This window comes from Pseudomonas peradeniyensis (assembly GCF_014268935.2).
In the GTDB taxonomy this organism is placed as follows: domain Bacteria; phylum Pseudomonadota; class Gammaproteobacteria; order Pseudomonadales; family Pseudomonadaceae; genus Aquipseudomonas; species Aquipseudomonas peradeniyensis.
The window spans coordinates 1,036,869-1,063,740 of the sequence record NZ_JABWRJ020000001.1; the positions used below are offsets into that span (position 1 = coordinate 1,036,869).

Below are 26,872 nucleotides of genomic sequence, written 5' to 3' on the forward strand. Positions count from 1 at the left end.
AGGCCATGCTCAAGATCCTGGTGCGGCTGTACCTGGTGATCATCGTCGCCTATGCCGGGGCGATCGCGCTGATCCCCGACACCATCGTCGGGTTGTTCCATGAGCGCTTCATGGCCTACAACCTCGAGCAAGCCAAGGGGGTGCAGACCCTGATCGTGCGCCAGTTCCAGCAGGCGCCACGGGAGCAGTGGCCGGCAGTGGAAAAAGACCTGGCCGGAGTGTTCAAGCCGCTGCAAGTGCGCCTGCTGCGCATGGACGAGGCCGACCTGAGCGGCGAGGAGAAAGCCCGGCTCGAGCATGGTCTGTACGCGGTGCGCATGGCCGACTGGGGCTACTACGAAACGGTGCTGGCGCCGCTGGATTCGCAATGGCTGGTGCGCCTGCACTCGCCGGACGACCCGTTGGACATCAACGTGCTGTCCTGGGGCGTGACCGTGCTGATCGGCGCGGCCATGCTCGGCTGCCTGCTGCTGTGGGTATGGCCGCACTGGCGCGACCTCGAACGGCTCAAGGAAACCGCCCGGCGCCTGGGGCGCGGCGAGATGTCCGAGCGCACCTATATTTCACCACGCTCGAACATCGGTGAGCTGGCCGGGGTGTTCGACACCATGGCCAGCGACCTGGAGCGCCAGGTCAACCAGCAGCGCGAACTGCTCAACGCGGTCTCCCACGAGTTGCGCACACCGTTGACGCGCCTGGACTTCGGCCTGGTGCTGCTGTTCGACGAGGTGCCGCCGGCCAGCCGCAAGCGCCTGCTGGGGTTGGTGGGCCATGTACGCGAGCTGGACGAGTTGGTGCTCGAACTGCTGTCCTACAGCCGCCTGGACAGCGTCGACCAGGCCCGCGAGCGGGTCGAGGTGTCGTTGCTGGAACTGGTGGACAGCGTGCTCGGCAGTTTCGCCGAGGAGCTCGACAACCGTGGCATCCGCTGGGAGGTGCGCTGCGAAACCGACCTGCCGCGTTTCGTCCTCGACCCGCGGCTGACCGCCCGCGCCGTGCAGAACCTGGTGCGCAACGCCATGCGCTACTGCGATGAAAGCCTGCTGCTGCGCCTGCGCCGGGAAGAAGACGGCGCCTGCCTGGTGACCGTGGAGGACGATGGCATCGGCATTCCGACCGAGGAGCGTGAGCGGATCTTCCAGCCGTTCTATCGCCTGGACCGCAGCCGTGATCGCAATACCGGCGGGTTCGGGTTGGGGCTGGCGATCAGTCGGCGGGCCATCGAAGGGCAGGGCGGCACGTTGACCGTGGCGCAATCGGCGCTGGGCGGCGCGCAGTTCAGGATTCGCTTGCCAGCCGGTTGATGCAGCGCCTGGGCTGGCCTCATCGCGGGGCAAGCCCGCTCCCACGCTGGTGATGATGGTAGGTGCTGGAGGCTGGCGTGGGAGCGGGCTTGCCCCGCGATGGTCATTGTCCTGACAGCCTTGCCGACCAGGTCACGAAGCGGTCCTTGCCGGTGTGCTTGGCCTCGTACAACGCCTGGTCCGCCCTGATCAGCGCCAGGCTCAGGGTATCGCCGCTGTCGATCCGGGCCAGGCCGATGCTGATGGTCACCGGGTGCGCGCCAAGGTCCTCGCGTACCCGCCGGCACAGCGCGGCGACCTGCTGCTCGGCACCGGCCTCGTCCAGCCCCTGGAAGAAGACCGCGAATTCCTCGCCGCCCAACCGGGCGATCTCGTAGCCGGTCATTGCCGCCTTGATATGCGCCGCCACGCGCTTGAGCACCTCGTCGCCGATGTCATGGCCGAAGCGGTCGTTGACCTGCTTGAAGTTGTCGATGTCGATCATCGCCAGGAACTGCCCGGCATCCATCTGGCGCAGCTGCTTCTCGGCCTTGGCCATGAACGAGCGACGGTTGGGGATTTCGGTTAGGGCGTCGATGTAGGCCTGCTCCAGCAGCACCTTGGTCAGGTAGAAGTTGTGCAGCTTGGCCTGGCGGATGCGCAGGTAGCTGTAGACCACCAGGCCGCTGAGGAACACCGCGTAGCTGATCAGCATCGCGCCCTCGAGCTTCAGGGCCTCGATGCGGGTGTGGTAGAAGGGGTTGAGCATGAGCCAGGTGATGCCCAGGGCGCAGAAGAACGACCAGCGCCGCACCGGCAGCACCGACACGGTGTACAGCACCGTCGAGACGCCGAGCACCAGCCACACCGGGCGCAGAACGATCGGAATGCCTTCGATCACCAGGCGCATGGCCAGGGTGATCACCGCCACGAACAGCAGGTTGAGCACGTCGAAATGCTGGCTCTTGCGGGTGAAGCCCAGGACCACGCAGAGGCTGCACAGCAGGGCGATGAACAGCCCGGACAGCCAGGTGAAGCCCTGGCCGCCGAGGTAGCTGACGATCAGGTCGAAGATCAGCCAGATGGCGATGCCGATGCAGAAGATCAGCAGGCAGAAGCGGCGCATCGCCTCGAATTCGTGCTGGCGGAACTCGGCGCGCAGGGCGGCGGGGGCGACCTGTTGGCGGATGTGGGTTTCGAGGGTTTTGTACATGGAGGCGATGGTGGCCTTGAAATTGTTGTCTGTTATGCCTTCCAGGGCTGTGAGGTCTCTGTAGGAGATCACCCAGCCTTCGGGCTACGCTGTCGCGCAGGGAACCGTCCCCTGTGGGAGCGGCCTTGCGTCGCGAAAGGGCTGCGCAGCGGCCCCAGGTTTAAAGTCACCCTCAAAATTGCCGGGGCTGCTGCGCAGCCCTTTCGCGACGCAAGGCCGCTCCCACAGGGATCGCGATAGCTTTAGCAGTTGAGCAAGACAGTTGCTCCTACAACGAGCCTGGTTTCAGCACATCCTTGGCCCAGGGCCGGTAGCGCAAGGCGAACACAGCCTCGGCGTGGCAGCCTCCGCTCAGCTCCGGCTGCGCCGGTTCGGCGCGGAAGGGTTGCCCCGGCTGGCTGACCTGGCGAAACGCCTCGCGCACGATACCCACCCGGCAGGGCAGGGCCTGTTCGTAGCCCTTTCGCACCAGCGGCGCCAGGCGGCCGGTGCCGGCGCCGTCCTGCCACCAAACGTTCAGGCCAAGGCCTGCCAGCTGGTCCAGCCACGCGCCATTGACCCGAGGCGACAGCTGGCCGGCGCTGAAGGCGCTGATATGCAGGGGCTTGTCCAGTTGCCGATTGAACGCCTGCAATTGCGTGTGCAGCGCATCGCGCCTGGCCGCGTCGCGAAAGTGCAGGTCGTCCAGCTCCAGCGGCAGGTACCAGCCGGACACCGGCAGCGCCCAGTCGGTCTTGAGCTGCTGGTACTGGGTGAGGGAACGGCCCAGCTGCGCCTTGAAGTAACTGTTCAGGCCTTCGCCGTCGAGCTGTTCGAGCCGCTGGTAGTAGGCCGGGTCCATGTACAGCCCCAGCACCAGCTCCAGCCCCTGGGCCCGCGCCTCGCGCAGGCTGCCGGCAAGCCAGCCGTTGGCGCCGCCGAAGTCGCTGTCGCCGTAGGCGCTCCACTGCACGATCAGGGTCTTGCCACCCTGGGCCTTGGTGGCGCGCCACAGTTGTTGCCACTGGGCGGGGGTGACGTTGGCATCACGGTTGAGCGGCTGGTAGAACAGGCGCTGGTCGGCCTGGGCGGGCAGGCACAGGGCGAGCAGGCAGAGCGCCAGGAAGGTACGCATCAGAAGTTCATCTCCACACCCAGCAACACGCCGTTGGCGCGCTCGTAGAGGTTGCCGCCCAGTGCCTGCTGGTACTCGGCGCGTACTTTCAGCGAGCCACGGTAGGCGTTGTAGCGGTCGTCGTCGAACCACCACTGCCAGCGCACGCCGACCCCGGCGCGGGCGTCCTGGCGCCAGTCGTTGCTCGGGTCCTGGCTGGAGAACTCGAGGAAGCCGTAGGGCATGATCGTCTGCGGCGACTGGCTGGGCAGTTTCCAGGCATGGCCCTGCTGGAAGCGCGACAGCCAGGCATGATCGCCGGCGCGGGTCCACCAGGCGGCGTCCAGATAAAGGAAACGCTCGTCCCAGTCGTCCTCGTCGATGCGCCAGTCATTGCGGTACCGGCCCTGGTCGAGGAACGAGGCGGTGGCACGCAGCAGCAGGTCGTTGCTCGATTCGGCGTTGTGGCGCAGGTCGCCCCAGTTGCCGCCGACCTTGGCCGGGCTGAGCAGCTCGCCCAGGCTCAGGCCGCTGTAGTGCGTGCTGTCGATCTGGCGCTGGTGGTACAGCTCGGCGTACAGGTTGAGGTTGGCCTGGCCGAGCGGCTTGTAGCGCAGGCCGACGCCGGTGCCCATGCTCTGGGCATAGTCGGTGCGGCTCTGGCCACCGAACAGCACGCGTCCATACACCGACAGGGTGCTGCCGTTGCGGCTGGGCTCCTCGCCCAGGGCGTGGTCCCACATCGCCAGTTGCACGTTCTGCGATTGCGCCCGGCGTGAGCTGCCGGCGCGCGCGCCGTCGTCGAGGAACTTGTCGTTGGTCGAGGTGCCGGCCGGCGACCAGGTGCTGGCCAGGGTGATGCTGTCGCGGCGCGACAAGGTTTCATGGGCGCGGCGCTGGCGGTACTTGCGCGCCTCCAGGCTGCCGTACTCGTCGTCGCCGTCGACCAGGTTGCGCTCCACGTCCAGCACCCGGCGCAGTTCGCGGCGGGCCGAGGCGCTGTCCTCGGCTTCGTCGTAGCGCAGGGCCAGGGTCTCGCCCAGGCGGTAGTCCTCGGGGAAGTCGCGGGTGGCGCGTTCCAGGTAGGGGATGGACTGGCGTCGTTGCTGCTTGTCCGTCGAGCCGGCCAGGCGCATGCCGTAGTCGGCGCGGTAGCGCGGCTGGTCCGGCGCCAGGCGCACGGCCTCGGCCAGCCAGGCAGTGCTCTGGGCGTTGTCGCCGGCCTGTTGGGCGGTGCCGGCGGCGGCGTAGTAGTGATCGGCGCGCGGGGTATGGCGCAGGGCTTCGCGCTGGAACGCCAGGGCCTGCTGGGTGTCGCCCTGGCGCTGGGCAATGGCGGCGCCCAGCGCCCAGTCGTCGGCGTTGTGGTGCGCGGCCGCGTCCCAGTGGCGGCGGGCGGCGTTGGCGTCGCCGGCGTTCAAGGCGCCACGCGCCGCGGTCAGGCGAGCATTGTCGGTCCAGGCGTCGGCCGGCAGGCTGTTCCAGATCGGCAGCGCCGATTCGGAGTCGCCCGAGGCCTCCAGTGCGTAGGCCAGGGGCAGGCGGCTGGCGGTGTCGCCCAGGCGTTCGGCGGCCTGGTAGTAGACCACGGCTTCGCCGGGCTGGTCGGGCATGGCGCAGCGGCCCAGGGCGCGATACTGCCCGGCTTCGCTCGGGTTGGCCGGGATGGCCTTGCGTACGGCGTCACACTGGCCGGCCTCGGCCAGGCGGGCGAGCAGCTGGCCGCGGGTAGCGGCATCCACGCGTGGTACCAAGGCGAGCATGCGCGGGGTGTTCAGCGGGCCATCGTTGCGCGCATAGAGGTTGCCCAGGCGTTGCAGCAGCGAGGGCGTCAGCCGGCCCTGGCGGCGGTCGTAGGCGTTCTCCAGCAACTGCCGGGCGTGCTCGGTCTGGCCACGCTCGAGCAGCATGAACGTGGCCTGCTCCAGCGCCGCGAGATCGCCGGTCTGGCGGTAGCGTTGTTCCCACTGCGCCGCCGTGCGCGGTTGCGGTGGTTGCGCGGGCTCGCCGTACAGACGTTGCTTGAGGATGGCGTAGCTGCGTGGATTGTCGTTTGCCTGGCACTGGCCGAGCTGTTCGCGGGCCAGCTTCAGGTCCTTGTGCGACAGCCAGTCGACGGTCTCCAGGCACGGACGCTGCAGTTCGTTGCTTAGCTGGCGCACCAGCGCCGCGTCGTCGCCTTCGCGGGCCAGCTCCCAGAGTTGCTGGCGTTGTTCGGGATGTTGCAGTTGATCGGCCGGCAGGCTCTGCAGCCAACGCTCGGCCTGCTGGTTGTGGCCCATGGCGATGGCGCGGTTGGCCATGGCCAGGCGGGCGTGGGTCGCCGCCTCCTGGGACGGCGCGCTGGCCAGCAGCTTGTTCAGGCCTTTTTCATCGACCTGCTGGATGTAGGCGTTGGCCAGCCGCTGCCAGTCCTGCGCCGGCAGTTCGCCCTTGTCGGCCAGCGGTTGCAACTGGTCGATGGTCTCGCCCCAGTTGCGCAGTTGCTCGGCGAAGTTGGCCCGGGTCATGCGCAGCACCATGCCATCGTCGCGCACCGGCAACTGGTTGAGCCACTCCAGCGCCTTGCCCGCGCCACCGAACTTGGCCAGGCTGACGCTGTACGCCTGCCACAGGCGCACGCGCTGCTGGCCCTGGCTGTCGGCCAGCCAGGCCTCCACCTGGCTCGCCGCAGGCGGGTCCTGCTCGATCCAGGTCAGGCGCAGTTCGAGCAGGGCGTCGGCGTGCTCGGGGTTGTCGTCGAGGTCCTCGGCGATCGCCTCGGCCTCCTTGTAGCGACGCTGATGGGCCAGGGCCTCGGCCAGCAGGGCGCGGGCCTCGTTGTTGTTGGGCACGCGCCCCAGTACATGACGGGTCAGGCGCTCGACCTCCGCCCAGTTGTCCTTCTGCGCCTCCCGGTAGCCACGTTCCATGAAGGGGTAGCTGGTGAAACGCTGGAAGTCGGTCATCGGCTTGGTCGGCGCCGCCAGGGTGGTAGAGCACAGCAGCAGGCTGGCGAGGGTCAGGGAAAGACGGGGCGTCATGCCACCTCCCGGGTCAGTTCATAGGCGGCCTGCTGTTCGCTGGCCTGCTCGGCGAGGGCTTGCTGGAGCACCTCTTCGGTGATGATGCCGCGGGCGATCAGGTGTTCGCCCAGGCTCTGCTGCTCGGGGTTGAAGTCGATCAGCGCCTGGTTGAACAGGGTCGCCGGCACCATGCCGCGCACCTGCAGCAGGGTGCCGAGCATCACCTGGTGGATGCCGACCTGCTCCAGCAGGGTGGCGTCATCCTGATGGCGTTCGAGCACCGCGAGCATTTCGCGGGTCTCGGGCTTCTGCCAGGGGCTCGGGTAGTGGTAGCGCAGGCCCAGGGTGACCCGCCCCTGCGGCGCCAGGCGGGCGCGCACCGGGCGCTTGAGCTGGCGGCTGATCACGCCGAGCGAGACCTGGCTGACCGGGCTCTCGCTGGCCAGCACCAGGGTGTCGCCGTCTTCTTCCACCGGCAGTACGCCGTAGTGGGTGGCGAGCTTGCGCGGCAGCTTGGCGATCAACGCAGGTTCAATCTTGAACGGGTTCAGCGGCGCCCAGGGCAGGTCCAGCTGCTCGGCCAGGGTCTCGACCAGTTGCTCGCTGCTCAGCCAGCCGCGCAGCAGCAGCTCGCGGCCCAGGCGCCGGCGGACCGGGCTGGTGATGGCCTGCTCAAGCTGAGTCTCGGTTATCAAGCCTTTCTCAACCAGGCGCTGGCCCAGCGGTGTGCGCGCAGGCGCGGCGAGGGCGGGGAACTCGTGGGTGGTCTTGTCCCAGGCCACCCGCCGCGAATCGCCCATTTCCATCACCTGGCGCAGGGCGCGCAGGTTGGCGAAGAAGTTGACGAAGTTGCTCCACATCATCCGCGGCGCCGACAGCAGGCCCTCGAAGATGCCGTAGTAGCGGGTGACGAACCAGAAACGCTGGAACAGGCGGTTGAACAGCAGCAGGCCGTTGAGCCACAGCAGCGTGCTCAGCAGCGTGCTGTCGCTGAGGATCGACATGAAGCGCCAGGACTCCGGCGCGATCACCGTCACCAGCCACATCGCCAGCAGCACCAGCAACAGCAGGTTGACCAGGAAGCTCAGCAGGTAGGCGAACAGCCCGCGGCGGTCACGCCAGAGGAAGTAGTTGAGCGCGCCCTTGCGGCTCCAGCCGAGGTTGCTGGTGCCCTGGAACACGATGCCGACGATCCACCGCGATTTTTGCCGGATGGCGTGCTGCCAGTCCCGTGGGAAGTGTTCGCGCACGCAGATCACCTGGGCGAACTCGCGGCTCATGCCGGGGCGCCAGTCCTGCTTGAGGGCCAGCGCCGGGTCGGTGATGGAGTAGCGGGCGAAGATGCACTTCATGCCCTTCTGCTTGAGGCGAAAACCGATGTCGTAGTCCTCGGTCAGGCTCTGCACATCGAAGGCGATGCCGTCGCCGTCCTCGAGTAGTGCGCTGATCGCCCGGCGGCTGAAGCAGGTGCCGACCCCGGCGCTGGGCACCTGGCCGGTGAGCGCTTCGCGCACGATGACGTCCTTGCCATGGTTCTCGGCGAACTCGTCGACATAGTGGCCGGCGGTGAAGCCTTTCCATTCCGGTGCGTAGGGGTACACCGGAATCTGGATCATGTCCTTGTTCGGCAGCAGGTAGTTGAACAGGCGCAGTTCCATGGGCGAGATGACGTCCTCGGCGTCATGCAGGATGAAACCGGCGAACTCGATGCGCGCGTCCTGCTGGAAGCGCAGGATGGCGTCGATGATGTTGTTCAGGCAGTCGGCCTTGCTGGTCGGGCCGGGGCGGGCGCAGACCACCTTGTGCACGTTGGGGTAGTGCAGGCACACGGCATCGACGTCGGCCTGGGTCTGTGGGTCGTTGGGGTAGGTGCCGACGAAGATCTGGTAGTTCTCGTAGTCGATGGTCGAGGCCGCCAGGCGCGCCATTTCGCCGACCACGCCGACCTCGTTCCAGGCCGGCACCATGATCGCCAGGGGCTTTTCCGGCACCTCGAACAGGCGCTTCTCGTCGGCCTTCTCGAACTTGTCGTAGATCCGGAAGCGCCGGATCAGCTTGCGGCCCCAGTAGCACAGGTCGATGAACAGGTCGTCCAGGCCGAGCACGAACATCAGTGTCGCCAGGATGATGGCAAGGATCTTCAGGCCGAACAGGACATAGGTGAGGAAATCGATGAAGGCCAGGCTCATGCGTTGTCCCGCGCGGCGGATTGTTCGGCGAACCAGCGGCTCAGGCGTTCGGCGATGCGCTCGCTGGCGTGGCCGTCACCGAAGGGGGTGAACACCTGCGCCATGCGCGCGTAGGCGACCGGGTCGTCGAGCAGCTGGCTGGTCTCGTGGACGATGCGCTCGGTCAGGGTGCCGACCAGCTTGACCGTGCCGCCCTTGAGCACGGCGGGACGCTCGGTGACCTTGCGCAGCACCAGCACCGGCTTGCCCAGGGCGGGCGCCTCTTCCTGCACGCCGCCGGAGTCGGTGAGGATGATATGGGCGCGGTTCATCAGCCAGACGAAATGCGGGTAGTCCTGGGGCGCGACCAGGTGGATGTTGTCGCGGCCGGACAGCACGCTGTACACCGCGTGCTGCACCTGCGGGTTGAGGTGCACGGGGTAGAGGAACTGCACGTCCGGGTAGCGCAGGGCCAGCTCGGCCAGGGCCAGGCAGATGCGTTCGAAGCCGCTGCCGAAGTTCTCCCGGCGGTGGCCGGTGATCAGCACCATGCGCTGGTCGTCGCGCAGCACCTTGAGCGGGGACTCGGGCGCGGGGCGCCAGTTGTCACGGTGCAGCTTGTCGCGCATCCACAGCAGGGCGTCGATCACCGTGTTGCCGGTGACCTCGATATGCTCGGGCGGCACGCCTTCGCGGATCAGGTTGGCGTCGGAGTCGCGGGTGGGGGTGAAGTGCAGGTTGGCGAGCACGCCGGTCAAGCGCCGGTTGGCTTCCTCGGGCCAGGGCTGCTGCAGGTTGCCGGTGCGCAGGCCAGCCTCGACATGGCCGATGGGGATATGCCGGTGGAAGGCCGCCAGCGAGGCGATGAAGCTGGTGGTGGTGTCGCCGTGGACCAGGACGATATCGGGCTTGACCTGCTCGTAGGCGCGGTCGAGCTTGTCCAGCAGGTCGCGGGACAGGCCATTGAGGGTCTGGTTCTGGGTCATCACCTGCAGGTCCTGGTCGACGGTGAGGCCGAAGGCGGTGAGGACCTGTTCGAGCATTTCGCGGTGCTGGCCGGTGGAGCAGATATGCAAGTCGACCTCGGGCCAGTCGCGCAGGACGCGGGCCAGCGGGGCCATCTTGATCGCTTCAGGGCGGGTACCGAATACCATCATCACGGTGTAAGCCATCGTGTAGTTCCTCGTTCGATTCCCTGGACGAAGTTGTACGACGTGTCGCCGCTTGCCAGTCATAGATACAAGCAGTCGATCACGGGGTTGTCCAATGCGCGGCCTGCGCCGGACGGTGCGGTGCAGGCGCTGGCGGAAGAGCCACGGAGGCGGGGGTCGTGTCGGCACTGTCGAGGCCGAACGCCAGGGAGGGGTGGTGCGGAAACGTTTATGCTAGCTTTTCTTGATTGAACGGTCAGTCAATAAAGTATTTCCGGCTTTTTCTTACAGTCTTCTTCTTGTAGCTTTGTAGGTCTTTTCTTCAGGGAGCTGAACATGCAAGGCAAGGCGCGCAAGGTTGTCCAGGCCATCCTTTACGAGGCCATCGCCGTGGCCTGCGTGGCGCCGGCGCTGGAGCTGGCGTTCGGCGCCGGCATGGCCCAGTCGACGGTGCTGTCGATCCTCATGTCGGGCATCGCCATGAGCTGGAACATGGCCTACAACTGGGCGTTCGAGCGCTGGGAGGCGCGTCAGCACCAGCGCAGCCGCACCTTCCTGCGACGCCTGCTGCATGCCCTGGGCTTCGAGGGCGGGCTGGTGCTGATCCTGCTGCCGCTGGTGGCCTACTGGCTGGACATCGGGCTGTGGGCGGCGCTGGTGACCAACCTGGCGCTGTTCGTGTTCTTCTTCGTCTATGCGTTCGTGTTCCAGTGGGGGTTCGACAAGGTCTTCGATGTACCGGTGTCGGCGCAGGAAGTGGCCAAGGGGTGCTGACACCGGGGCTTTCTCCCACAAGCCACCGGGATTCCCCTCAGCCCTGCGCATCGCCAATAATCCCTGTTCACCCTAGCCAGACCCGCACCGATGCCGCGCCCGATCATCCTGCCGCTCGCCGAGAACTACCGCCATGGCGAGCACATCGCCCCGCACTGCCATGACCGTGCCCAACTGATCCACGCCATCAGCGGCGTGGTCACGGTCAGTGCCCGCGAAGGCAGCTGGGTGGTCCCCCCGGGGCGCGGGGTGTGGGTGCCGGCGGCGGTCGAGCACGAGCTGCGCATGGCCGGCGTGGTGCGTATGCGCACCTTGTTCGTCGAACCCGGCGCGCGCCCGGACCTGCCGCGCCAGTGCCAGGTGATCGAGATCTCGCCGCTGTTGCGCGAGCTGATCATCCGCGCCATGGACATCGCCCCCGACCACCCGGCCCAGGGACGCGAGGCGCGGATCATGCAGCTGATCCTCGACGAGCTGCGCGTGCTGCCGGTGTTCGCCTTGCATGTGCCCAGCCCGCACTCGACGCATCTGCAAGGCCTGTGCGACGCCCTGCGCCAGGCACCGTCCGAGGACTGGAGCCTGGCCCGCGCCGCCGCCCACAGCGGCCTCAACCCGCGCACCCTGACCCGCGCCTTCCAGCGCGAGACCGGCCTGAGCCTGGTGCAGTGGTTGCGGCGCATGCGCCTGCTGGCAAGCCTCGATGCCCTGGCCGCCGGACAATCGGTGCTGGAGGTGGCGCTGGACCTGGGTTACGACAGCCCCAGTGCCTTCAGTGCCATGTTCCGTCGCACCCTCGGGGTGTCGCCGTCGGTCTATTTCGGCAGGGCCGCCGAGCGCTGGTAGGCCAGCCCCGGCGACGCCTCCCAGCCGCCGCCCAGCGCGGTGAACAGGTTCACCTCGGCCAGCAACTGCGCCAGGCGGTCGCTGATCAGGCCCTGTTGGGCGCTGAACAGCGAGCGCTGGGCGTCGAGGAAGGTCAGGCTGCTGTCGATGCCGGTGCGGTAGCGGTTCTCGGCCAGGTCGTGGTAGCGCTGGCTGGCCTCCACCAGGTCGCGTTGGGCCTGCAACTGCTGCTGATAGGTGCTGCGCGCGGCCAGGCCATCGGCCACTTCCTGGAAGGCGGTCTGGATCGACTTCTCGTAGCGCGCCACTTGCATGTCCTTCTGCAGTTTCGCGTAGTCGAGGCTGGCTCGCAGGCTGCCGGCGTTGAACAGCGGCAGGTTGATCTGCGGCTGGAACAGCCAGGTGCCGCTGCCGGCGTCGAACAGGTCGGCCAGTTCGCGGCTGCTGCTGCCGGCGTTGGCGGTCAGGCTGATGCTCGGGAAGAACGCCGCCCGCGCCGCGCCGATATTGGCGTTGGCGGCCTGCAGCTGGTACTCGGCCTGGCGGATGTCCGGGCGGCGTTGCAGCAGGTCGGCGGGCAGACCGGCGGGCACCCGGGCGATCTGCTCGTCGGCCAGCGGCAGCGCCGGCAGGTGTTCGTCGACCTGCGCGCCGACCAGGCGCTGCAACTGGTTGAGGTCCTGGGCGGCCAGGCGGGTGTAGCGCGCCACGGCAGCGCGGGTGCTGTCGACGCGGGTGGTGGCCTGGATCTGGTCGAGCGCCGACAGGGTGCCGGTGCGGCGCTGGCGCTGGGTCAGGCGCAGGCTCTTCTCGTCGGCCAGCAGGGTCTGGCGCGACAGGGCCAGCAGTTCCTGGTCGGCGCGCCAGGTCAGGTAGGCGCCGGCGACACTGCTGAGCAGGCTGAGTTCGGCGCCACGTCGGGCCTCGTCGGTGGCCAGGTAGTTGAGCAGGGCCTGGTCGCTGAGGCTGCGCAATCGACCGAACAGGTCCAGTTCGTAGGCGCTGATGCCGACGGTGGCCGATTGCTGGCTGCTGATCATGCCTTCGCCACCGGTGCGCCGCCGTGGCAGGTACTGGCGCGTGCCCTGGGCGTTGGCGGCTATCTTCGGCAGCAGTTCGGCGCGCTGGATGCGGTACTGGGCGCGGTAGGCCTCGGCGTTGAGCACGGCCACGCGCAGGTCGCGGTTGTTGACCAGCGCGCTATCGAGCAACTGGCGCAGCACCGGGTCGTGGAACACCCCGCGCCAGTCGCCGGTCACGTCCGTGGCGGGTGGCCCGCCCCGGTAGGCGACGCCCGTGGGGTACTGCTCGGCGCTGGGCGAGAGTGGACGCTGGTAGTCGGGGGCGAGGCTGCAACCGGTCAGAACGAGAGCAAGCAAGGGCAGGGTGATTCGCGGCATGACAGGGTCTCTGGGATCAAGTGCCGGCCATCCAGCGGGCCAGGCCATGGCGTCCGCTGACGCCGAGCTTGGCGGTGGCGCGTTTCAGGTAGGTCTCGATCGAGCTGTTCTTCACATTCAGGCGCTGGGCCATCTGTGGCACGGTGCCTCCGGTAAGCAGGCCGATGCACACTTCCTGTTCGCGGCTGGACAGGCGGATCGCCTCCTGCTCCAGACGCTCGGTGAAGACCTGGCGCAGCGAACCGGCCTCATCCGCCTGCAGGCTTCCCGGTCGGCGCTGGGCCGCCTGCAGGAATAGCTGGGCATGGTGCTCGACCAGTGGCAACAGGGTGTCGGAAAGGCGCTTGAGCAGCGACAGTTCGGCCAGGGAGAACATCCGCTCGCTGCGCTGGCGATGGCAGCAGATGACCCAGCGCCGGTCGCCGCTGCGCGACACCAGGTTGCACTGGTGGACGGGGGCGTTTATCTGGATCAGCAAGGGGTCTTCCATGCGCATGATGCTTTGCAGCAGGGGATGGCGCAGCTGCGCCTGCGCGGGCGTCGCCTCGGGCAGGCCGGCGCTGCCAAGCACCTTGACCTGGCGGATGCTGGCCTGCTCGCTGTCGAGGGTCCATTCGCTGAGGTCGAGTCGATGGATCGGCACCTGGTCGTCGATCAGCTGGAACATCTGTTCGGCGAAGGTGGCATCGCCGGTGCTGGCAACCAGTGCGCCCAACTGCAGGTACAGGTGCGGGTCGTGGCGGTGTTCGAGGCTGTCGATCAGCTTCATGTCGTTGTCTTCCTTGATCCGGTAACGCGGTGGGTCTCGCGGTCGAGTCCTCTCTGTGCTGGGGCTTGGCGCTATTGAATAGCAGGCTCCGAGCCTGCGTCTGTAGCGGAAAGCGGGGACAGGAAATGCCAATTAATCCGACAAGAAAAGTCGGTATTTCTCCGGGCTCATGCACTCTGAACCGATGGATTGTCGGACAATTGGCGCCAGAAACCGGCCAGATCGCCGGCGATTGCCACGCCGGCTGACAGGGGTAGGCAGGTACCGGCTGCCGACTATCGTCAATTTCCTACAAAAGATTCAGCAGGCTCAGGCGGAGCGAAAAGGTACTGGCCAATGTCCGGGTTTGGGGGGCCATACAGGGCGTGGGGTGGGTGCTTGAATCCGCGGACGATCCCGTTTCAAGGAAGACCCGCCCATGTCCGTCGCCGATAGCTTCCCCCTGACCTGCGCCCAGCGCGACATCTGGCTGGACCAGATCAGCCACGGCGACTCGCCACTCTACAACGTCGGCGGCTATCTCGAATTCGACGGTGCCGTGGACAGTGGCCTGTTGCGGCGCGCGCTGGCGCATCTGGTCGCGCTTCACGACGGGTTGCGCACGGTGCTGGTGCGCGAGGCGGGGGACGATGGCGTGGCCCGCCAGCGCTTTGTGGCCGGTTTGCAGGTGCCGCTGGACGAGCACGATCTGCGCGGGCAGGCTGAACCCTTCGCCGCTGCGCAGCGCCTGGCCAAGGCCTTGCTGCAACAGCCCTTCGCCCTTGAAACCGGACCGTTGCTGCGCATGGCATTGCTGCATGTGGGTGCCGGGCGCAGCCTGCTGATGTTGCAGGCCCATCACCTGATCCTCGACGGTTGGGGCCTGGAGCAGTTGCTCCACCAGCTGGGCCAGTACTACGGTCTGCTCGAGCAGGGCCTGGCACTGCCGGACACGGCCCCGTCCTACCGGACGTTCATCGAGGATGACCTGGCCTACCAGGGATCGGCCCGCCAGCAGCGCGATCTTGCCTATTGGCAAGGCCGTTACCCGCAACTGCCCGATGCGCTGCTGCGCCCCAGGGAACAGGGCCTGCCGCCAGGTGCCACGCCCAGCCATGCGCTGGAGCGCAGTTTCGACGGCGACCTGCTGGCGCGCATGCGGCAACTGGCCGACGAGCTGCAGGGATCGGTCGCCCATGTGCTGCTGGCGGCCTTGCACGTGTGCTGTGCCCGGGCCTGGCAGCGGGACGACTGGGTGGTCGGCCTGCCGGTGCGTAACCGTGGCAATGCGCGGGCCAAGGCGACCCTGGGCATGTTCGTCCAGGTCAATGCCTTGCGCATGGACTTCGGCCGGCATTTGAGCTTCGCCGAGCTGGTGCGCGGCATCGGCGATGCCCTGCGGCGCGACCTGCGCCACCAGCGCCTGCCGCTCAGCGATCTCAACCGGGCGCTGGGGGTGTCTCGGGAGGCGCGGGGGCAATTGTTCGAGATAACCGTGTCCTACGAGGAAGAAGGCCACGACCTGCGCTATGGCAGCCTCGGCGCCCACAGCGTCAAGGTATGCAACGATCACGAGCCGACGCCGCTGTCGATCTACCTGCGCAGCAACCCGCACAATGGCAAGGCCTGGCTGCACCTGGTGTACAACCAGGCCTGGCTGGCCCCCGAAGAGGTCGAGGTGTTCACTGCGCGCCTGCTGCATGTGCTGGCCCAGGGGCTGGAGCGGCCGCAGGTGGCCATCGACGACTACGACCTGCTGTTGCCCGACGAGCACCAGCGCCTGCGGCTGTGGAATGCCACAGCCTGCGCCGCCCAAGGCCCGGCCCTGATCCATCGGCGCATCGAGGCCCAGGCCGCGCTGCGCGCCGAGGCGACGGCCGCCGTGCACGAGGGGCGCCACCTGAGTTATGCCGAGCTGAACAACCGCGCCAACCAGCTGGCCACGCAACTGCTGGCCCTGGGCGTGGTGCCGGAGCAGCGGGTGGCCGTGGTCGCCCGGCGTGGCCTGGATACCCTGGTCGGCCTGCTGGCGGTGCTCAAAGCAGGTGCGGCCTATGTGCCGATCGATCCGGCGCACCCGGGCGAGCGCGTGCGCTACCTGCTGGATGATTGCGCGCCGAAGGTGGTGCTGACCCAGTCCAGCCTGCGCGAGCGCCTGCCGGCCATCGATGTGCCGGTGATCGAGCTGGACCGCCTGCCACTGCCCGCGTCGGCGTTCGCTGACCTGGAGGTGCCGGGGCTGTCGGGTTCAAGCCTGGTCTATGTGATCTACACCTCAGGCTCCACCGGCCAGCCCAAGGGCGTGATGATCGAGCATCGTATGCTCGCCAACCTGGTCGACTGGCATTGCGAAGCCTTCGAGCTGCACCCTGGCAGCGCCACCTCCAGCCTGGCAGGCTTCGGCTTCGATGCCATGGCCTGGGAGATCTGGCCGACCCTGTGCGCCGGCGCCACCCTGCACCTGGCGCCGGTGGGCGAGGGCGGCGAGGACATCGACGCGCTGCTGCGCTGGTGGCGCGCCCAGCCCCTGCAGGTCAGCTTCCTGCCCACGCCGGTGGCCGAGCACGCCTTTGCCCAGGGCGAGCCGCATCCCACCCTGCGCACCTTGCTGGTCGGCGGTGATCGCCTGCGTCGGTTGGCCCGCGAGCGGGGCTGGCGGATCATCAACAACTACGGGCCGACCGAGGCCACGGTGGTGGCCAGCGCGGGCGAGGTGCGTCCGGGCCAGGTGCTGCATATCGGCGCGCCGGTGGCCAATACCCGCCTGCATGTGCTCGATGCCCAGGGCCGGCAACTGCCGATAGGCGCCGTCGGTGAGCTGTACATCGGCGGTGCGGGTGTCGCCCGCGGCTACCTGAATCGCCCCGACCTGACAGCCGAGCGCTTCCTCGACGACCCGTTCACCCCGCAGCACGGCGCCCGGATGTACCGCACGGGGGACCTGGTGCGCTGGTTGCCCGACGGCACCCTGGAGTACCTGGGACGTAGCGACGACCAGGTGAAGATCCGCGGCGTGCGGGTCGAGCTGGGCGAGATCGAGAGCGCGCTGGCCAGCCACCCGGCCGTGCGCGAGGCGCTGGTGCTGCTGCGCGACGGCCAGTTGGTGGCCTGGTACCTCGGCGAACAGGCATCGACCCCGTTGCAGTTGCACGAGTACCTGCGCAGCCGCCTGCCGGCCGTGTTGCTGCCGAGCGCCTATGTGGCGATGGCGGCCTGGCCGTTGACCACCAATGGCAAGCTCGACCGCCGCGCCTTGCCCGCGCCGGGCAGCGAGGCCACGGTACGGCGCGCCCACGAGCCGCCCCAGGGCGAGCTCGAGCAGCGCCTGGCCGCGCTGTGGGCCGAGTTGCTGGAGGTGGAGCAGGTCGGGCGGCATGATCATTTCTTCGAGCTGGGCGGCCATTCGCTGCTGGCGGTACGCCTGATCGAGCGCATGCGTCAGGCGGGGCTGCAGGTCGATGCCCAGGTCCTGTTCGGTCAGCCGACCTTGGCGAGCCTGGCCGCATCGCTTGGCGACGCCCCGGCGCAGATGGTGCCGGCCAGCCGCGTGATCCCGGGTAGCCAGCGGATCACGCCCGAGATGCTGGCCCTGACCCACCTCGACCAGGCCAGCATCGAGCGCATCGTCGACAGGGTTCCGGGCGGGGCGGCCAATGTGCAGGAAATCTACCCGCTGGCACCGTTGCAGGAGGGGATGCTGTATCACCACCTCACCGAAGACCGTGACCCGTACCAGCAACAGGCGCTGTTCGCCTTTGCCAGCCAGGCTGCGCTGGAGGCGTTCAACCGCGCCTTGGCCGGGGTCATCGAGCGTCACGACATCCTGCGTACCAGCCTGGCCTGGGAAGGCCTGGCGCAGCCGCAGCAAGTGGTGTGGCGCCAGGCCTGGTTGCCGCTGAGGGTGCTTGCGCCCGCTCCGGGCGACGCGGCCACCCGGCTGCGCGAAGAGGGACTGCGGCTGGACCTGCGCCAGGCGCCGATGATGGCCCTGGCCTGCGTCGAGGACAGCGCGCGGCAGCGCTGGCTGGGGCTGCTGCACTTCCACCATCTGGTCAACGACGCGGTCTCGGTGCAGGTGCTGCTGGCCGAGCTGGCGACGCTGATGGCGGGCGAGGGACACACGCTGCCAGCGCCCGTACCGTATCGCAACTACGTCGCCCTGAGCCGCGACGAGGCCAGGCAGGCGGGGCATGAAGCCTTCCTGCGCGAAGCCTTGGCCGGGGTGGAAGCACCACCCAGGCTGGCCGGCATGGGCGAGGAGAGCCAGGCCAAGGTCGAAACCTGCGCCCTGACCGTCCCTGAGGGCTTGGCCACGACCTTGCGCCAGCGCGTGCGTCAGCACGACGTCGGCCTGGGCAGCCTGATGCACCTGGCCTGGGCGCAGGTGCTGGGAGCCTTGGGCGGTCGCGACGAGGTGCTGTTCGGCACCGTGCTGCTGGGCCGGGTAATGGCGGGCGAGGGCGCCGAGCGGGCGCTGGGCATGTTCATCAACAGCCTGCCGTTGCGGGTGTCGCTGGCCGGTCGTGATGTGGGCCAGGCACTGAGCGCAATCCACGGCCAGCTGGCGGCACTGCTCGGGCACGAGGATGCGCCGCTGGTGCTGGCCCAGCGCTGCAGCGGCTTGCCCGCCGGGGTGGCACTGTTCGACAGCCTGCTCAACTACCGGCATGGCGCCGCGCACGACGCTGTGGCGCTGCCTGGCGTGACGTTGCTCGATGCCAGCGAGGTGCACAGTCACGCCCTGGTGCTGACCGTGGACGAGCAGGGCGACAGCCTGCGGCTGAGTGTGCGGGCACCTCGCGAACTGGGCGCCGAACGGGTGCTCGGGCATGTTTGCTGCGCCCTGCAGGCGCTGGCCAAAGCCCTGGTCAGCGAGCCTGCGGTGGCGCTCCAGTCGCTGTCGACCTTGCCGGAGACGGAGCGCGTCTATCTGCTGGAGACCCTCAATGCCACCGAGGTGGTGCTGGATCCCGCCTATGCGCACCTGCCGGCGCTGTTCGCCGCCCAGGTGCGACGCACGCCGGATGCCGTGGCGCTGCAGAGCGAAGAGACGCAGCTCACCTATCGCGAGCTCGACGCCCGGGCCAATCGCCTGGCCCATCACCTGATCGGCCTTGGCGTGCGGCCCGACAGCCGGGTCGCCGTGTGCCTGGAGCGCGGCGCCTCGCTGATTGTCGGCCTGCTCGGCGTGCTCAAGGCCGGTGGCGCCTATGTGCCGCTGGACCCCGGCTACCCCGACGAACGCCTGCACTACATGCTTGCCGACAGCGCTCCCCTGGCACTGCTGGTGCACGGAGCCACCCGCGGCCTGTTCGAGGGCCTGTCGACACCGCTGGTGGATCTGGATCACGGTGACTGGCAGGCGCACGACGACCATGCGCCGCAGCTGCCGGAACTGGGTGGCGGGCACCTGGCCTATGTCATGTACACCTCGGGCTCGACCGGTACGCCGAAAGGGGTGATGGTCGAGCACCGTGGGTTGTGCAACCTGATGCGCTGGGGCAGCGACCTGTGTCCGCCGCAGGCCGATGACGCGCTGCTGCAACGCGCACCGTTCAGCTTCGACGGCTCGGTGTGGGAGTTGTTCTGGCCGCTGTGCGCCGGTTTGCGCCTGGTGCTGGCACGCCCCGACGGGCACCGCGATCCGGCCTATCTGGTGCAGCTGATCCAGGCGCGTCGGGTGACCACCGTCAAGTTCGTCCCGGCCCTGCTGCAGGCGTTTCTCGACACCCCGGGCGTCGAGCGTTGCAGCAGCCTGCGCGATGTCTTCTGTGGCGGCGGCGAACTGACCCTGGCGCTGGCGCAACGGGTGCGCCAGGCCTTGCCCCAGGTGCGCCTGCACAATGTCTATGGCCCCACCGAGGCCACCGTGGACAGCACCGCCTGGACCCTGGAGCCGCAGCAGCCGTTGCCCGCCGTCGCCCCGCCGATCGGGCGGGCGATCGGCAATACCCGCCTGTACGTGCTCGATGCCCATGACCGTCCGGTGCCCGTGGGGTGTGCCGGCGAACTGCATATCGGCGGCATTGGCGTGGCCCGCGGCTACCTGGGCTTGCCGGCGTTGCAGGCCGAGCGCTTCATCGCCAGCCCGTTCGTGGCCGGCGACCGCCTGTACCGCACCGGCGACCTGGTGCGCTATCGTGCCGATGGCGAGTTGGAATTCCTCGGGCGCAACGACTTCCAGGTCAAGCTCAACGGCCTGCGCATCGAGCCGGGCGAGATCGAGGCGCTGCTGGCCGCCCACCCGGCCCTGGGCCAGGCCGTGGTGCTGGTGCGCGAGGAGCGCCTGGTGGCCTATGCCAGCTGTCGCGACGGCCATGCCGTGCCGACGCTGGAAGCGCTGCGTGCGTACCTGTCGGCGCGCCTGCCGGCCTATATGGTGCCCTCGGCCTACGTGCTCCTGGCCGAGCTGCCGCTTAGCCCCAACGGCAAGGTCGATCGCCGCGCCTTGCCGGCGCCGGGCGTGGAGGCGGTGATCAGCCGGGCCTTTGAGGCGCCCCAGGATGAGCTGGAGCAGGCGCTGGCGCAGATCTGGACGGAGGTACTGAAGATCGAGCAGGTCGGCCGCGACGACAACTTCTTCGAGTTGGGCGGGCATTCACTGCTGGCGGTCAGCCTGGTGGCGCGCATGCGCCAGGCCGGGCTGCATGCCGATGCGCGCCTGCTGTTCAGCCAGCCGACCCTGGCGGGCCTGGCAGCCAACACCCGGCGTGAGCAGGAACAGGTGGCGATTGCGCAGACCACCATTCCGGCGCTGAAGGGCAGGCGGCGGATCTGATGAGTGACGTTGAGCTGGCGAGGGGGCGTGGGAGCGGGCTTACCATGGCACCGGCTTCGCCGGTGATCGCGGGGCTAGCCCGCTCCCACGCTGGTAGATAGGCGGATTATTTCGGCGAAATGCGATAGACGCAGCGCCGATCCCCCGAGATCAGGTGCTCGCAACGCTCCACCAGCCCGTGCTCGCCGATCGCCGCCTGGAACACCTGCAGTTCGCTGCGGCAGAACCCCTGGCAGCGGGTGGCGGCAATGCAGATCGGGCAGTGGTTCTCGACGATCAGCCAGTCGTTGCCGTCGGCCTGCATCTCGGCCATGTAGCCGGCGCGCTCGCGCAACTGCACGAGGATGCGCACCTTGTCCTCCAGGCTTTGGCCATCGGCGCAGGCCTGCTGGTACTCACGGCTGTTGCTGTCTTCCATGCGGCTGATCAGGCGGTCGACCCCGTCGCTGCCGAACACCTGCTCGACGCTCTCGATCAGTTGCAGGGTCAGCACGCTGTGGGAATCGGGGAAGCGGCGCTGGGCGGTGGCGGTCAGTGCCCATTTCTGCGAAGGGCGCCCGGCGCCCTTGGCCGGCACGCTGATGCCGCTGACCAGGTCGGCGGCCTGCAGCTTCTGCACCTGCTGGCGGGTGGCTTCGAAGGTGATGGCGAGCAGCTGGGCCAGGTCGGCGGTCTTGAGCGGCCCGCGGGTCTTGAGCAGGAACAGGATGCGGTCGGCGGTGCAGTTGGTATCAACGGTGGTCGAGGTCATGGAGCGCTGGAAACCGGGCGTGAATGAACGGATCGGGCACTCTCCTGGGCCATCCTTTGCGCAGGCAAGTGGGCGAAGGATAGCCCGGATTCGCGGTGAATTGTGCAAGAGTAACGATTATCGATAATAAAATTTATATGCGATAAAAATATAAAAGGTATTAGTTGTATTTATTGGGTCCGCGTCTAGGCTGAATTGCGGAGCCTGTGCTTGCCGGTCCCAGGGAGGGGTGCGTGCAAGTCAATCGACACCTTGCTGGCAAATGCCGGGCATGGGCTCACCCACAATAACTCGACAGGGATGTGAGTGCATGAATGCCCAGAAACCCGTGACCATCTATGAACACGCCGACGAGCTGAACAGTCTGCAAGGCGTGGTCGACCTGGTGAAGCTCTCTGACCAGTACCGCCAGTCTGCCATCCTGCATTCGGCGCTGGCCCAGCGTGTGTTCGACCACACCCGCCAGCCGGTCAGCGCCCAGGCCCTGAGCGATGCGCTGGGTTGGGTGCCGAACAAGGGCCGCATCTTCCTCAACGCGCTGGTGGCCATGGGCCTGTTGAAGCGCACCGCCCAAGGTTTCGAGAACCTGCCGCTGAGCCAGCGTTTCCTGGTCAGCGACAGCGCCGAGTTCATCGGCCCGATCATCGATCACCAGCGCCTGCAGTGGCACAACTGGCCGCGCCTGGACGAAGTGCTGCGCAGCCGCACCTCGCTGGATTTCCAGCAGGAAAACCGCTTCAAGCACGACCTGGCGGCCCGTGACGCCTTCAACGATGCCATGGTCCGCTTCAGCCAGCCCATGGTCGATGTGCTGCGTGACCTGCCGCTGTTCGACAAGGCCCAGCGGGTGATCGACCTGGCCGGTGGCCACGGCACCTACCTGGCCGAGATCGCCAGCCGCAATCCGCAGGTCAAGGGTGAGGTCTGGGACCTGGAACCCACCCGCGAGGCGGCCGCGGCGACCTTCGCCAAGTACCGCCTCGACAGCCGCCTGGGCTTCCATGCCCGCAACCTGCTGGACCTGGCGCAGTACCAGGGCGAGCGGGCCGACGTGGTGATGCTCAACGACTGCCTGCACTACTTCACCCGCGAGCAGGTGCGCACCCTGATCGCCGGCGCCGCCGGCATGGTCGAGGGTGACGGCGCGCTGCTGGTGCTCAGCATGGCCCTGGAGGATGACGAGATCCATCCGGCGCTGTCGGCCGACTTCTCCCTGCACATGATGCTCAACACGGTCAATGGCGAGCTGCACCCGACCCGCTACCTGATCGACAGCATGGCGTCGGCGGGGCTCACCGTGGAGCAGGAGCCGATCGGCCGCTACACCTTGCTGATCGGACGGAGGGCTGCCTGATGCTGCGCTTGTTGGCATTGCATGCCGCGCCGCTCGGCGACGCGGCGGCCCAGGCCCTGGACAGCCTGGGCAGCGCCGCGGCGGCGGCGGGTTTCAGCCTGCAGGTCAGCCAGAAGCCGGCCGGACAAGGGCCGGTGGACGCGGTCTGCCTGCTGCTCGACAGCGCCACGCCAGCGGCGGCGCTGAACACGCTGCTCAACGAGGCCAGCGGGTTGTGCCGCAACACCGCGCTGGTGCTGGTCCGTGTGCAGGGCGCATTGGCGCAGTTACCGTCTGCCAGCAGCGTGATCGCCCAGTGGCAGCAGGCGAGCCAGGGCTTCCTCTATCCCTACTCGCTGGATATTGGTGCCGGGCAGGCGCCGGAGCTGGCGATCAAGGACTGGCTGGCGGGCTTCGCCAAGTTCGCGGCCGCGACCAAGCTGTGGCGCTCGCTCGACGGCCTGGGGCTGGACGAAGCGGCGCGGGCCGCGCAGCGCCCCGAGATGAACCACGTCAATATCCTCACCCGCGACCTGGAAGCCTCCAAGGCGTTCTACAGCGACATCCTCGGCGCCAACTACTGCTACAACCTCGGTCCGCGCAAGGCCGTGATGGAGCTCAACGGCTTCGACTTCTTCATCGAGCAGAGCGAGTCGTTCAGCTACCCGACCGGCTACCACATCGGTGTGCGGGCGTTGCCCGAGGATGTGCGGCGCATCGCCGAGCAGGTCACCGCCAGTGGCACCATCAAGCTGGTCAAGGGCAACGGCCCGGCGCCGGGCTACCACCATGGGCCGGACAACGTGCGCAGCGCCGTCTACTTCGAGGACCCGGATGGCCTGGTGATCGAAGTCTACAGCGCCGAAGTGGAGATGATCGAAAGCAACCCTCGGTTGCTCCTCGACCGCCTCTGATCCCACGTCGTCGCAGGCCTGCCGTTTGGCAGGCCTGTGCCCAGGCAGGTATTTGCATGAACAGCTACAAACAGTGGCATTGGCCACGGCTGCCCAGCCCGCTGCCCAAGGATGTCAGCGACCGGGCATTGATGGGTTACCCAGCGCACTACCAGGAGCATCCGTTGCAGGCGCAAGTCGCCACGGCGCTCGACGATCTGCTCCAGGCACCGCTGGATGTCTTGCTGACGCTGCTCGAGCAGCCACGCCAACCCCTGGCCCGGCGCATTGCCGCCGGTGAGGTGCTGGCATTGCGCGGCGACCCGCGCATCGACACCTTCGCCCCGCAGATGATCGACATCCCTGCGGCGCGGGTGCACATCGGCCTCGACCCGCGCGCGGTCGAGCAGGTGATGGACCAGTTCGACGGGCTCGGCCTGGACCGCAGCTGGATCGACAAGGAGACCCCGCGCCACGCAGTGGAGCTGGCGGCGTTCCGTATCGCCCGCTTCCCGGTGACGCACCAGGAGTACCGCCAGTTCCTGCTCGACAGCGGGCATGCCGGCATCCCCGACGGCTGGGCGTTCGGCCGCTACCCGCGGCACCATGCCAACCATCCGGTGTACAGCGTTTCGGCCAGTGACGCCGACGCCTACGCCCGGTGGCTCAGCGAACGCACCGGCCGACGCTTTGCCCTGCCCAGCGAGGCGCAGTGGGAGTACGCCGCCGCCGGCCCCGAGGGGCGCCAGTTCCCCTGGGGCGACGCCTACCAGGTCGAGCAGGCCAACACCGCCGAGCTGGGCTACCTGGACAGCACGCCGGTCGGCGTGTTCATCGACGCTGCCTCGCCCTTCGGGGTGCTGGACATGGCCGGCAACGTCGAGGAGTACGTGGCCGAGGACTACCGGCCATACCCCGGCGGCCCGCAGATCGAGGACGACCTGGTGCTCGATGTCGGCACCCACCGCGTGGCCCGCGGTGGCAGCTTCACCCGTTTCCGCGACCTGGCGCGCACCGCGCGCCGCCACGGGCGTTACCCGCGACCTATCTACGTCATGGGCTTTCGCCTGGTTGAAAACCACAACTGAGCTGTTCCGTCTTCCGTGCAAGAGGTCTGATTCCATGAACAAGGATGTTTCGCTTCACACCATCGTGCCGATTTCCATCCTCGGCGGCGACGTCGATGCCCATTTCTTCGGCTTCCACGGCTTCGAGCGTGACCAGGAGCACTTCGCCGTCGGCATCGGCCGCGAGCAGTGCGACGTGCCGCTGGTGCGGGTGCACTCCGAATGCATCACCGGCGATGTGTTCGGCTCGCAGCGCTGCGATTGCGGCCCGCAGCTGCAGGAGGCGCTGCGCACCCTCAAGGAGGTGGGCGGCTACCTGATCTACCTGCGCCAGGAAGGGCGCGGCATCGGCCTGTACTCCAAGTTCGAGGCCTACCTGCTGCAGGACAAGGGCCTGGACACCTATGAAGCCAACCTGCGCCTGAACCACCTGGCCGACTCGCGCTCGTTCGATCCGGCCGTGCAGATCCTGCGGGCCCTGGGCGTGGACCAGTGCCGGTTGCTGACCAACAACCCGGAGAAGGTCGCCCAGCTGCGCGCCGGTGGCATCGATGTGATCGAACAGGTACCCACCGGGGTGTTCCTGACCAATCACAACCGCAACTACCTGCAGGCGAAGGCCGTCAAGTCCAGCCATTCGATCAAGCTCTGACTCCAGCGAAAAAGGATCTTTCGATGAAACACATTGGCCCTATCAGCGGTATCGCCGCCCATGCCGCGCGCTTCGTCGCCACCGCCGGCTACGACAACCAGGTAATCCTGTGGAACGCCGCCACCGGCGAGCCGATCCACCGCGTGCACCACGACCACCTGGCCAACCAGTGCGCGTTCAGCAGTGACGGCAAGTACCTGGTCAGCGCCAGCAGCGACTACACCGCGCGCATCTGGGAAGTGCCGAGCATGCGCCTGAAAGCCGTGCTGCAAGGGCACAACGACGACGTCGAAATGGCGGTGTTCTCGCCCGACAGCCAGCGCGTGGCCACCTGCTCGCGTGACCACGTGCTGCGTATCTTCGACCTCGACGGCGTGCAGCTGCAGGCGTTCCATGGCCACCAGGCCGACGTCATCTCGGTGGTCTGGTCGCCGGACGGCCAGCGCCTGATCTCCAGCAGCGACGACGGTACCGTGCGCCAGTGGGACACCCGCAGCGGCCAGCAATGCGACGAGGTGGACATCGGCGGCGTGGAAACCGACACCATCGCCATCACCCGCGAAGGCGTGGTGTTCGCCGGGGACGACGAGGGGCGCATCTCGATCATCGCCCAGGGCCAGGTGCAGACCGTGCCGGCCCATGCGGCCGGGATCAAGCGCATCGTCTGGAACGACGACAAGCGCCTGCTGGTGAGCCTGAGCTACGACCGTTCGGCGATCCTCTGGACCTTCGACGCCGGGCGTAACCTGGTCAAGCGCCGCAGCACCGCGCTGCCGAGCATCGTCTGGCCGCGCAGCTGCGCCTTCGTCGGCGACGAACAACTGGTGTTCGCGACCTTCGGTTCGCGCTATGCCACCTGGAACTACGAGCAGGACCAGTGGCAGGTGTCGGGCATCGAGCCGGCGGTGAGCATCAACGCCGTGGTGCGCAGCGACGAGCGCCAGTACAGCATCGGCGACGCCGGCATCCTGCACCGTGACGACCAGCCGGTGACCAGTGTCGGCAGCCTGTGCAACTTCCTCCTGCCGTTCGGCCCGCTGCTGCTGACCGGCGGCCAGATGGGCCAGGTGTTCGACGGCCTGTCCGGGCGCATGCTGTACCAGCACCGTTCGCCGCTCAACTGCGGCGCCACCTTCGTCAGGAACGGCGAGGACCTGGCGCTGATCGGCACCTATACCGGCGAAGGCCTGGTGTTCGGCCATGACGGCCAGGGCGGGCTGCGCCTGGTGGCTTCGATCCCCATGCACGACAACGCGATCAAGGGCGTGGCCGCCGACGAGCGCCACCTGTTCAGCGTCTGTGCCTCGGCCGATGCCGCGTTGCACAGCATCGAGGATTTCAGCAGCGTGCGGCATATCGAGGGGGCGCATACGCGCATTTCCAATGGCTGCTGCCCGATCACCGGCGGCTTCGCCAGCATCGGTCGCGACCTCAAGCTGCGCCTGTGGCTGGAGACCGGCGACGAGGTGTTCGATTCGCCGCACCAGCACTCGATCAAGTGCATCGCCGCCTCCGGCGATGGCCGGGTGATCGCCACCGCGGCCTACAACGGTACCGTGGCACTGTTCGACCTGGCCTCGCGGCGCTGGCTGCCCATGCAGCGGCCGACCGCCAGCGGCATTTCCTGCCTGACCCACGACGCCGTCAGCGACGCCTTCCTGGCCAGTTCCTATGACGGGCGCATCTACGGTATCGACGCCCGCCTGGCGTCCTGAAGGAG

General features: G+C 67.8%; 17 protein-coding genes. 9 read left to right on the forward strand and 8 right to left on the reverse strand.

The genetic code is table 11. The features are described from left to right. The first annotated feature begins 5 nt into the window (after window positions 1-5). Entirely contained in the window at window positions 6-1,304 is a 1,299-nt protein-coding gene (locus tag HU751_RS04655) for an ATP-binding protein (protein ID WP_186734928.1), read from the forward strand. Between the two features lie 103 nt (window positions 1,305-1,407). Here the strand turns inward: HU751_RS04655 and HU751_RS04660 are convergent, their stop codons facing one another. From HU751_RS04660 to wecB, 5 genes are all read right to left on the reverse strand, one after another. Next, window positions 1,408-2,496 (reverse strand): GGDEF domain-containing protein, encoded by a 1,089-nt coding sequence (locus tag HU751_RS04660; protein ID WP_186734930.1) that lies wholly within the window; start codon window positions 2,494-2,496, stop codon window positions 1,408-1,410. Window positions 2,497-2,764: 268 nt separating this feature from the next. Then, the gene (locus HU751_RS04665; protein ID WP_186734932.1) at window positions 2,765-3,610 is read right to left on the reverse strand and encodes a DUF4434 family protein; all 846 of its coding nucleotides are present in this window, start codon (window positions 3,608-3,610) and stop codon (window positions 2,765-2,767) included. After that, a complete protein-coding gene (locus tag HU751_RS04670; protein ID WP_186734934.1) occupies window positions 3,610-6,612 on the reverse strand; it encodes a phage receptor in 3,003 nt (1,000 codons plus the stop codon). Before HU751_RS04670 ends, HU751_RS04665 begins: the two co-directional genes overlap by 1 nt. Then, window positions 6,609-8,783, reverse strand: coding sequence for a cyclic di-3',5'-guanylate-activated glycosyltransferase NfrB (gene nfrB / locus HU751_RS04675; protein WP_186734936.1), 2,175 nt, complete (start codon window positions 8,781-8,783; stop codon window positions 6,609-6,611). The genes HU751_RS04670 and nfrB overlap by 4 nt, the downstream gene beginning before the upstream one ends. Further along, window positions 8,780-9,934, reverse strand: a complete 1,155-nt coding sequence (gene wecB, locus HU751_RS04680; RefSeq protein WP_186714018.1) for a non-hydrolyzing UDP-N-acetylglucosamine 2-epimerase — start codon at window positions 9,932-9,934, stop codon at window positions 8,780-8,782. The genes nfrB and wecB overlap by 4 nt, the downstream gene beginning before the upstream one ends. Before the next feature lie 315 nt (window positions 9,935-10,249). Here wecB and HU751_RS04685 point away from each other — a divergent pair, with 315 nt between their 5' ends. Beyond that, the gene (locus tag HU751_RS04685) at window positions 10,250-10,687 is read left to right on the forward strand and encodes a PACE efflux transporter (protein WP_050705876.1); all 438 of its coding nucleotides are present in this window, start codon (window positions 10,250-10,252) and stop codon (window positions 10,685-10,687) included. Between the two features lie 90 nt (window positions 10,688-10,777). Next, window positions 10,778-11,530, forward strand: a complete 753-nt coding sequence (locus HU751_RS04690; RefSeq protein WP_050705875.1) for an AraC family transcriptional regulator — start codon at window positions 10,778-10,780, stop codon at window positions 11,528-11,530. Here HU751_RS04690 and HU751_RS04695 read toward each other — a convergent pair. Beyond that, entirely contained in the window at window positions 11,500-12,930 is a 1,431-nt protein-coding gene (locus HU751_RS04695; RefSeq protein WP_186734938.1) for an efflux transporter outer membrane subunit, read from the reverse strand. The two genes, HU751_RS04690 and HU751_RS04695, sit on opposite strands and share 31 nt — an antisense overlap. 16 nt (window positions 12,931-12,946) lie before the next feature. After that, window positions 12,947-13,699: a helix-turn-helix transcriptional regulator gene (locus tag HU751_RS04700; RefSeq protein ID WP_186734940.1), complete on the reverse strand. Its 753-nt coding sequence runs from the start codon at window positions 13,697-13,699 to the stop codon at window positions 12,947-12,949. Window positions 13,700-14,117: 418 nt separating this feature from the next. Between HU751_RS04700 and HU751_RS04705 the strand changes: the two genes are divergently transcribed. Further along, the gene (locus HU751_RS04705; protein ID WP_186734942.1) at window positions 14,118-20,456 is read left to right on the forward strand and encodes a non-ribosomal peptide synthetase; all 6,339 of its coding nucleotides are present in this window, start codon (window positions 14,118-14,120) and stop codon (window positions 20,454-20,456) included. Between the two features lie 106 nt (window positions 20,457-20,562). Here the strand turns inward: HU751_RS04705 and HU751_RS04710 are convergent, their stop codons facing one another. Beyond that, window positions 20,563-21,207 (reverse strand): helix-turn-helix transcriptional regulator, encoded by a 645-nt coding sequence (locus HU751_RS04710; protein WP_186734944.1) that lies wholly within the window; start codon window positions 21,205-21,207, stop codon window positions 20,563-20,565. Between the two features lie 310 nt (window positions 21,208-21,517). Between HU751_RS04710 and HU751_RS04715 the strand changes: the two genes are divergently transcribed. From HU751_RS04715 to HU751_RS04735, 5 genes are read left to right on the forward strand one after another with little or no spacing between them, the layout of a single operon-like run. Then, on the forward strand, window positions 21,518-22,561 hold the full coding sequence (locus tag HU751_RS04715) for a methyltransferase (RefSeq protein WP_186714012.1): 1,044 nt from the start codon (window positions 21,518-21,520) through the stop codon (window positions 22,559-22,561). Beyond that, complete coding sequence (locus HU751_RS04720; RefSeq protein ID WP_186734946.1) at window positions 22,561-23,454, forward strand: VOC family protein; 894 nt, start codon at window positions 22,561-22,563, stop codon at window positions 23,452-23,454. The genes HU751_RS04715 and HU751_RS04720 overlap by 1 nt, the downstream gene beginning before the upstream one ends. Before the next feature lie 56 nt (window positions 23,455-23,510). Then, on the forward strand, window positions 23,511-24,521 hold the full coding sequence (locus HU751_RS04725; RefSeq protein ID WP_186734948.1) for a formylglycine-generating enzyme family protein: 1,011 nt from the start codon (window positions 23,511-23,513) through the stop codon (window positions 24,519-24,521). A gap of 34 nt (window positions 24,522-24,555) precedes the next feature. Next, window positions 24,556-25,152 (forward strand): GTP cyclohydrolase II RibA, encoded by a 597-nt coding sequence (gene ribA, locus HU751_RS04730; protein WP_028691687.1) that lies wholly within the window; start codon window positions 24,556-24,558, stop codon window positions 25,150-25,152. Between the two features lie 23 nt (window positions 25,153-25,175). Beyond that, window positions 25,176-26,867: a WD40 repeat domain-containing protein gene (locus HU751_RS04735; RefSeq protein WP_186734950.1), complete on the forward strand. Its 1,692-nt coding sequence runs from the start codon at window positions 25,176-25,178 to the stop codon at window positions 26,865-26,867. Window positions 26,868-26,872 lie beyond the last annotated feature (5 nt).

Excerpts from the sequence above, each read along its gene's own strand:
- HU751_RS04655 (WP_186734928.1), top strand. The coding sequence starts at position 6 with ATGCTCAAGATCCTGGTGCGGCTGTACCTGGTGATCATCGTCGCCTAT.
- HU751_RS04660 (WP_186734930.1), bottom strand. The coding sequence starts at position 2,496 with ATGTACAAAACCCTCGAAACCCACATCCGCCAACAGGTCGCCCCCGCC.
- HU751_RS04665 (WP_186734932.1), bottom strand. The coding sequence starts at position 3,610 with ATGCGTACCTTCCTGGCGCTCTGCCTGCTCGCCCTGTGCCTGCCCGCC.
- HU751_RS04670 (WP_186734934.1), bottom strand. The coding sequence starts at position 6,612 with ATGACGCCCCGTCTTTCCCTGACCCTCGCCAGCCTGCTGCTGTGCTCT.
- nfrB (WP_186734936.1), bottom strand. The coding sequence starts at position 8,783 with ATGAGCCTGGCCTTCATCGATTTCCTCACCTATGTCCTGTTCGGCCTG.
- wecB (WP_186714018.1), bottom strand. The coding sequence starts at position 9,934 with ATGGCTTACACCGTGATGATGGTATTCGGTACCCGCCCTGAAGCGATC.
- HU751_RS04685 (WP_050705876.1), top strand. The coding sequence starts at position 10,250 with ATGCAAGGCAAGGCGCGCAAGGTTGTCCAGGCCATCCTTTACGAGGCC.
- HU751_RS04690 (WP_050705875.1), top strand. The coding sequence starts at position 10,778 with ATGCCGCGCCCGATCATCCTGCCGCTCGCCGAGAACTACCGCCATGGC.
- HU751_RS04695 (WP_186734938.1), bottom strand. The coding sequence starts at position 12,930 with ATGCCGCGAATCACCCTGCCCTTGCTTGCTCTCGTTCTGACCGGTTGC.
- HU751_RS04700 (WP_186734940.1), bottom strand. The coding sequence starts at position 13,699 with ATGAAGCTGATCGACAGCCTCGAACACCGCCACGACCCGCACCTGTAC.
- HU751_RS04705 (WP_186734942.1), top strand. The coding sequence starts at position 14,118 with ATGTCCGTCGCCGATAGCTTCCCCCTGACCTGCGCCCAGCGCGACATC.
- HU751_RS04710 (WP_186734944.1), bottom strand. The coding sequence starts at position 21,207 with ATGACCTCGACCACCGTTGATACCAACTGCACCGCCGACCGCATCCTG.
- HU751_RS04715 (WP_186714012.1), top strand. The coding sequence starts at position 21,518 with ATGAATGCCCAGAAACCCGTGACCATCTATGAACACGCCGACGAGCTG.
- HU751_RS04720 (WP_186734946.1), top strand. The coding sequence starts at position 22,561 with ATGCTGCGCTTGTTGGCATTGCATGCCGCGCCGCTCGGCGACGCGGCG.
- HU751_RS04725 (WP_186734948.1), top strand. The coding sequence starts at position 23,511 with ATGAACAGCTACAAACAGTGGCATTGGCCACGGCTGCCCAGCCCGCTG.
- ribA (WP_028691687.1), top strand. The coding sequence starts at position 24,556 with ATGAACAAGGATGTTTCGCTTCACACCATCGTGCCGATTTCCATCCTC.
- HU751_RS04735 (WP_186734950.1), top strand. The coding sequence starts at position 25,176 with ATGAAACACATTGGCCCTATCAGCGGTATCGCCGCCCATGCCGCGCGC.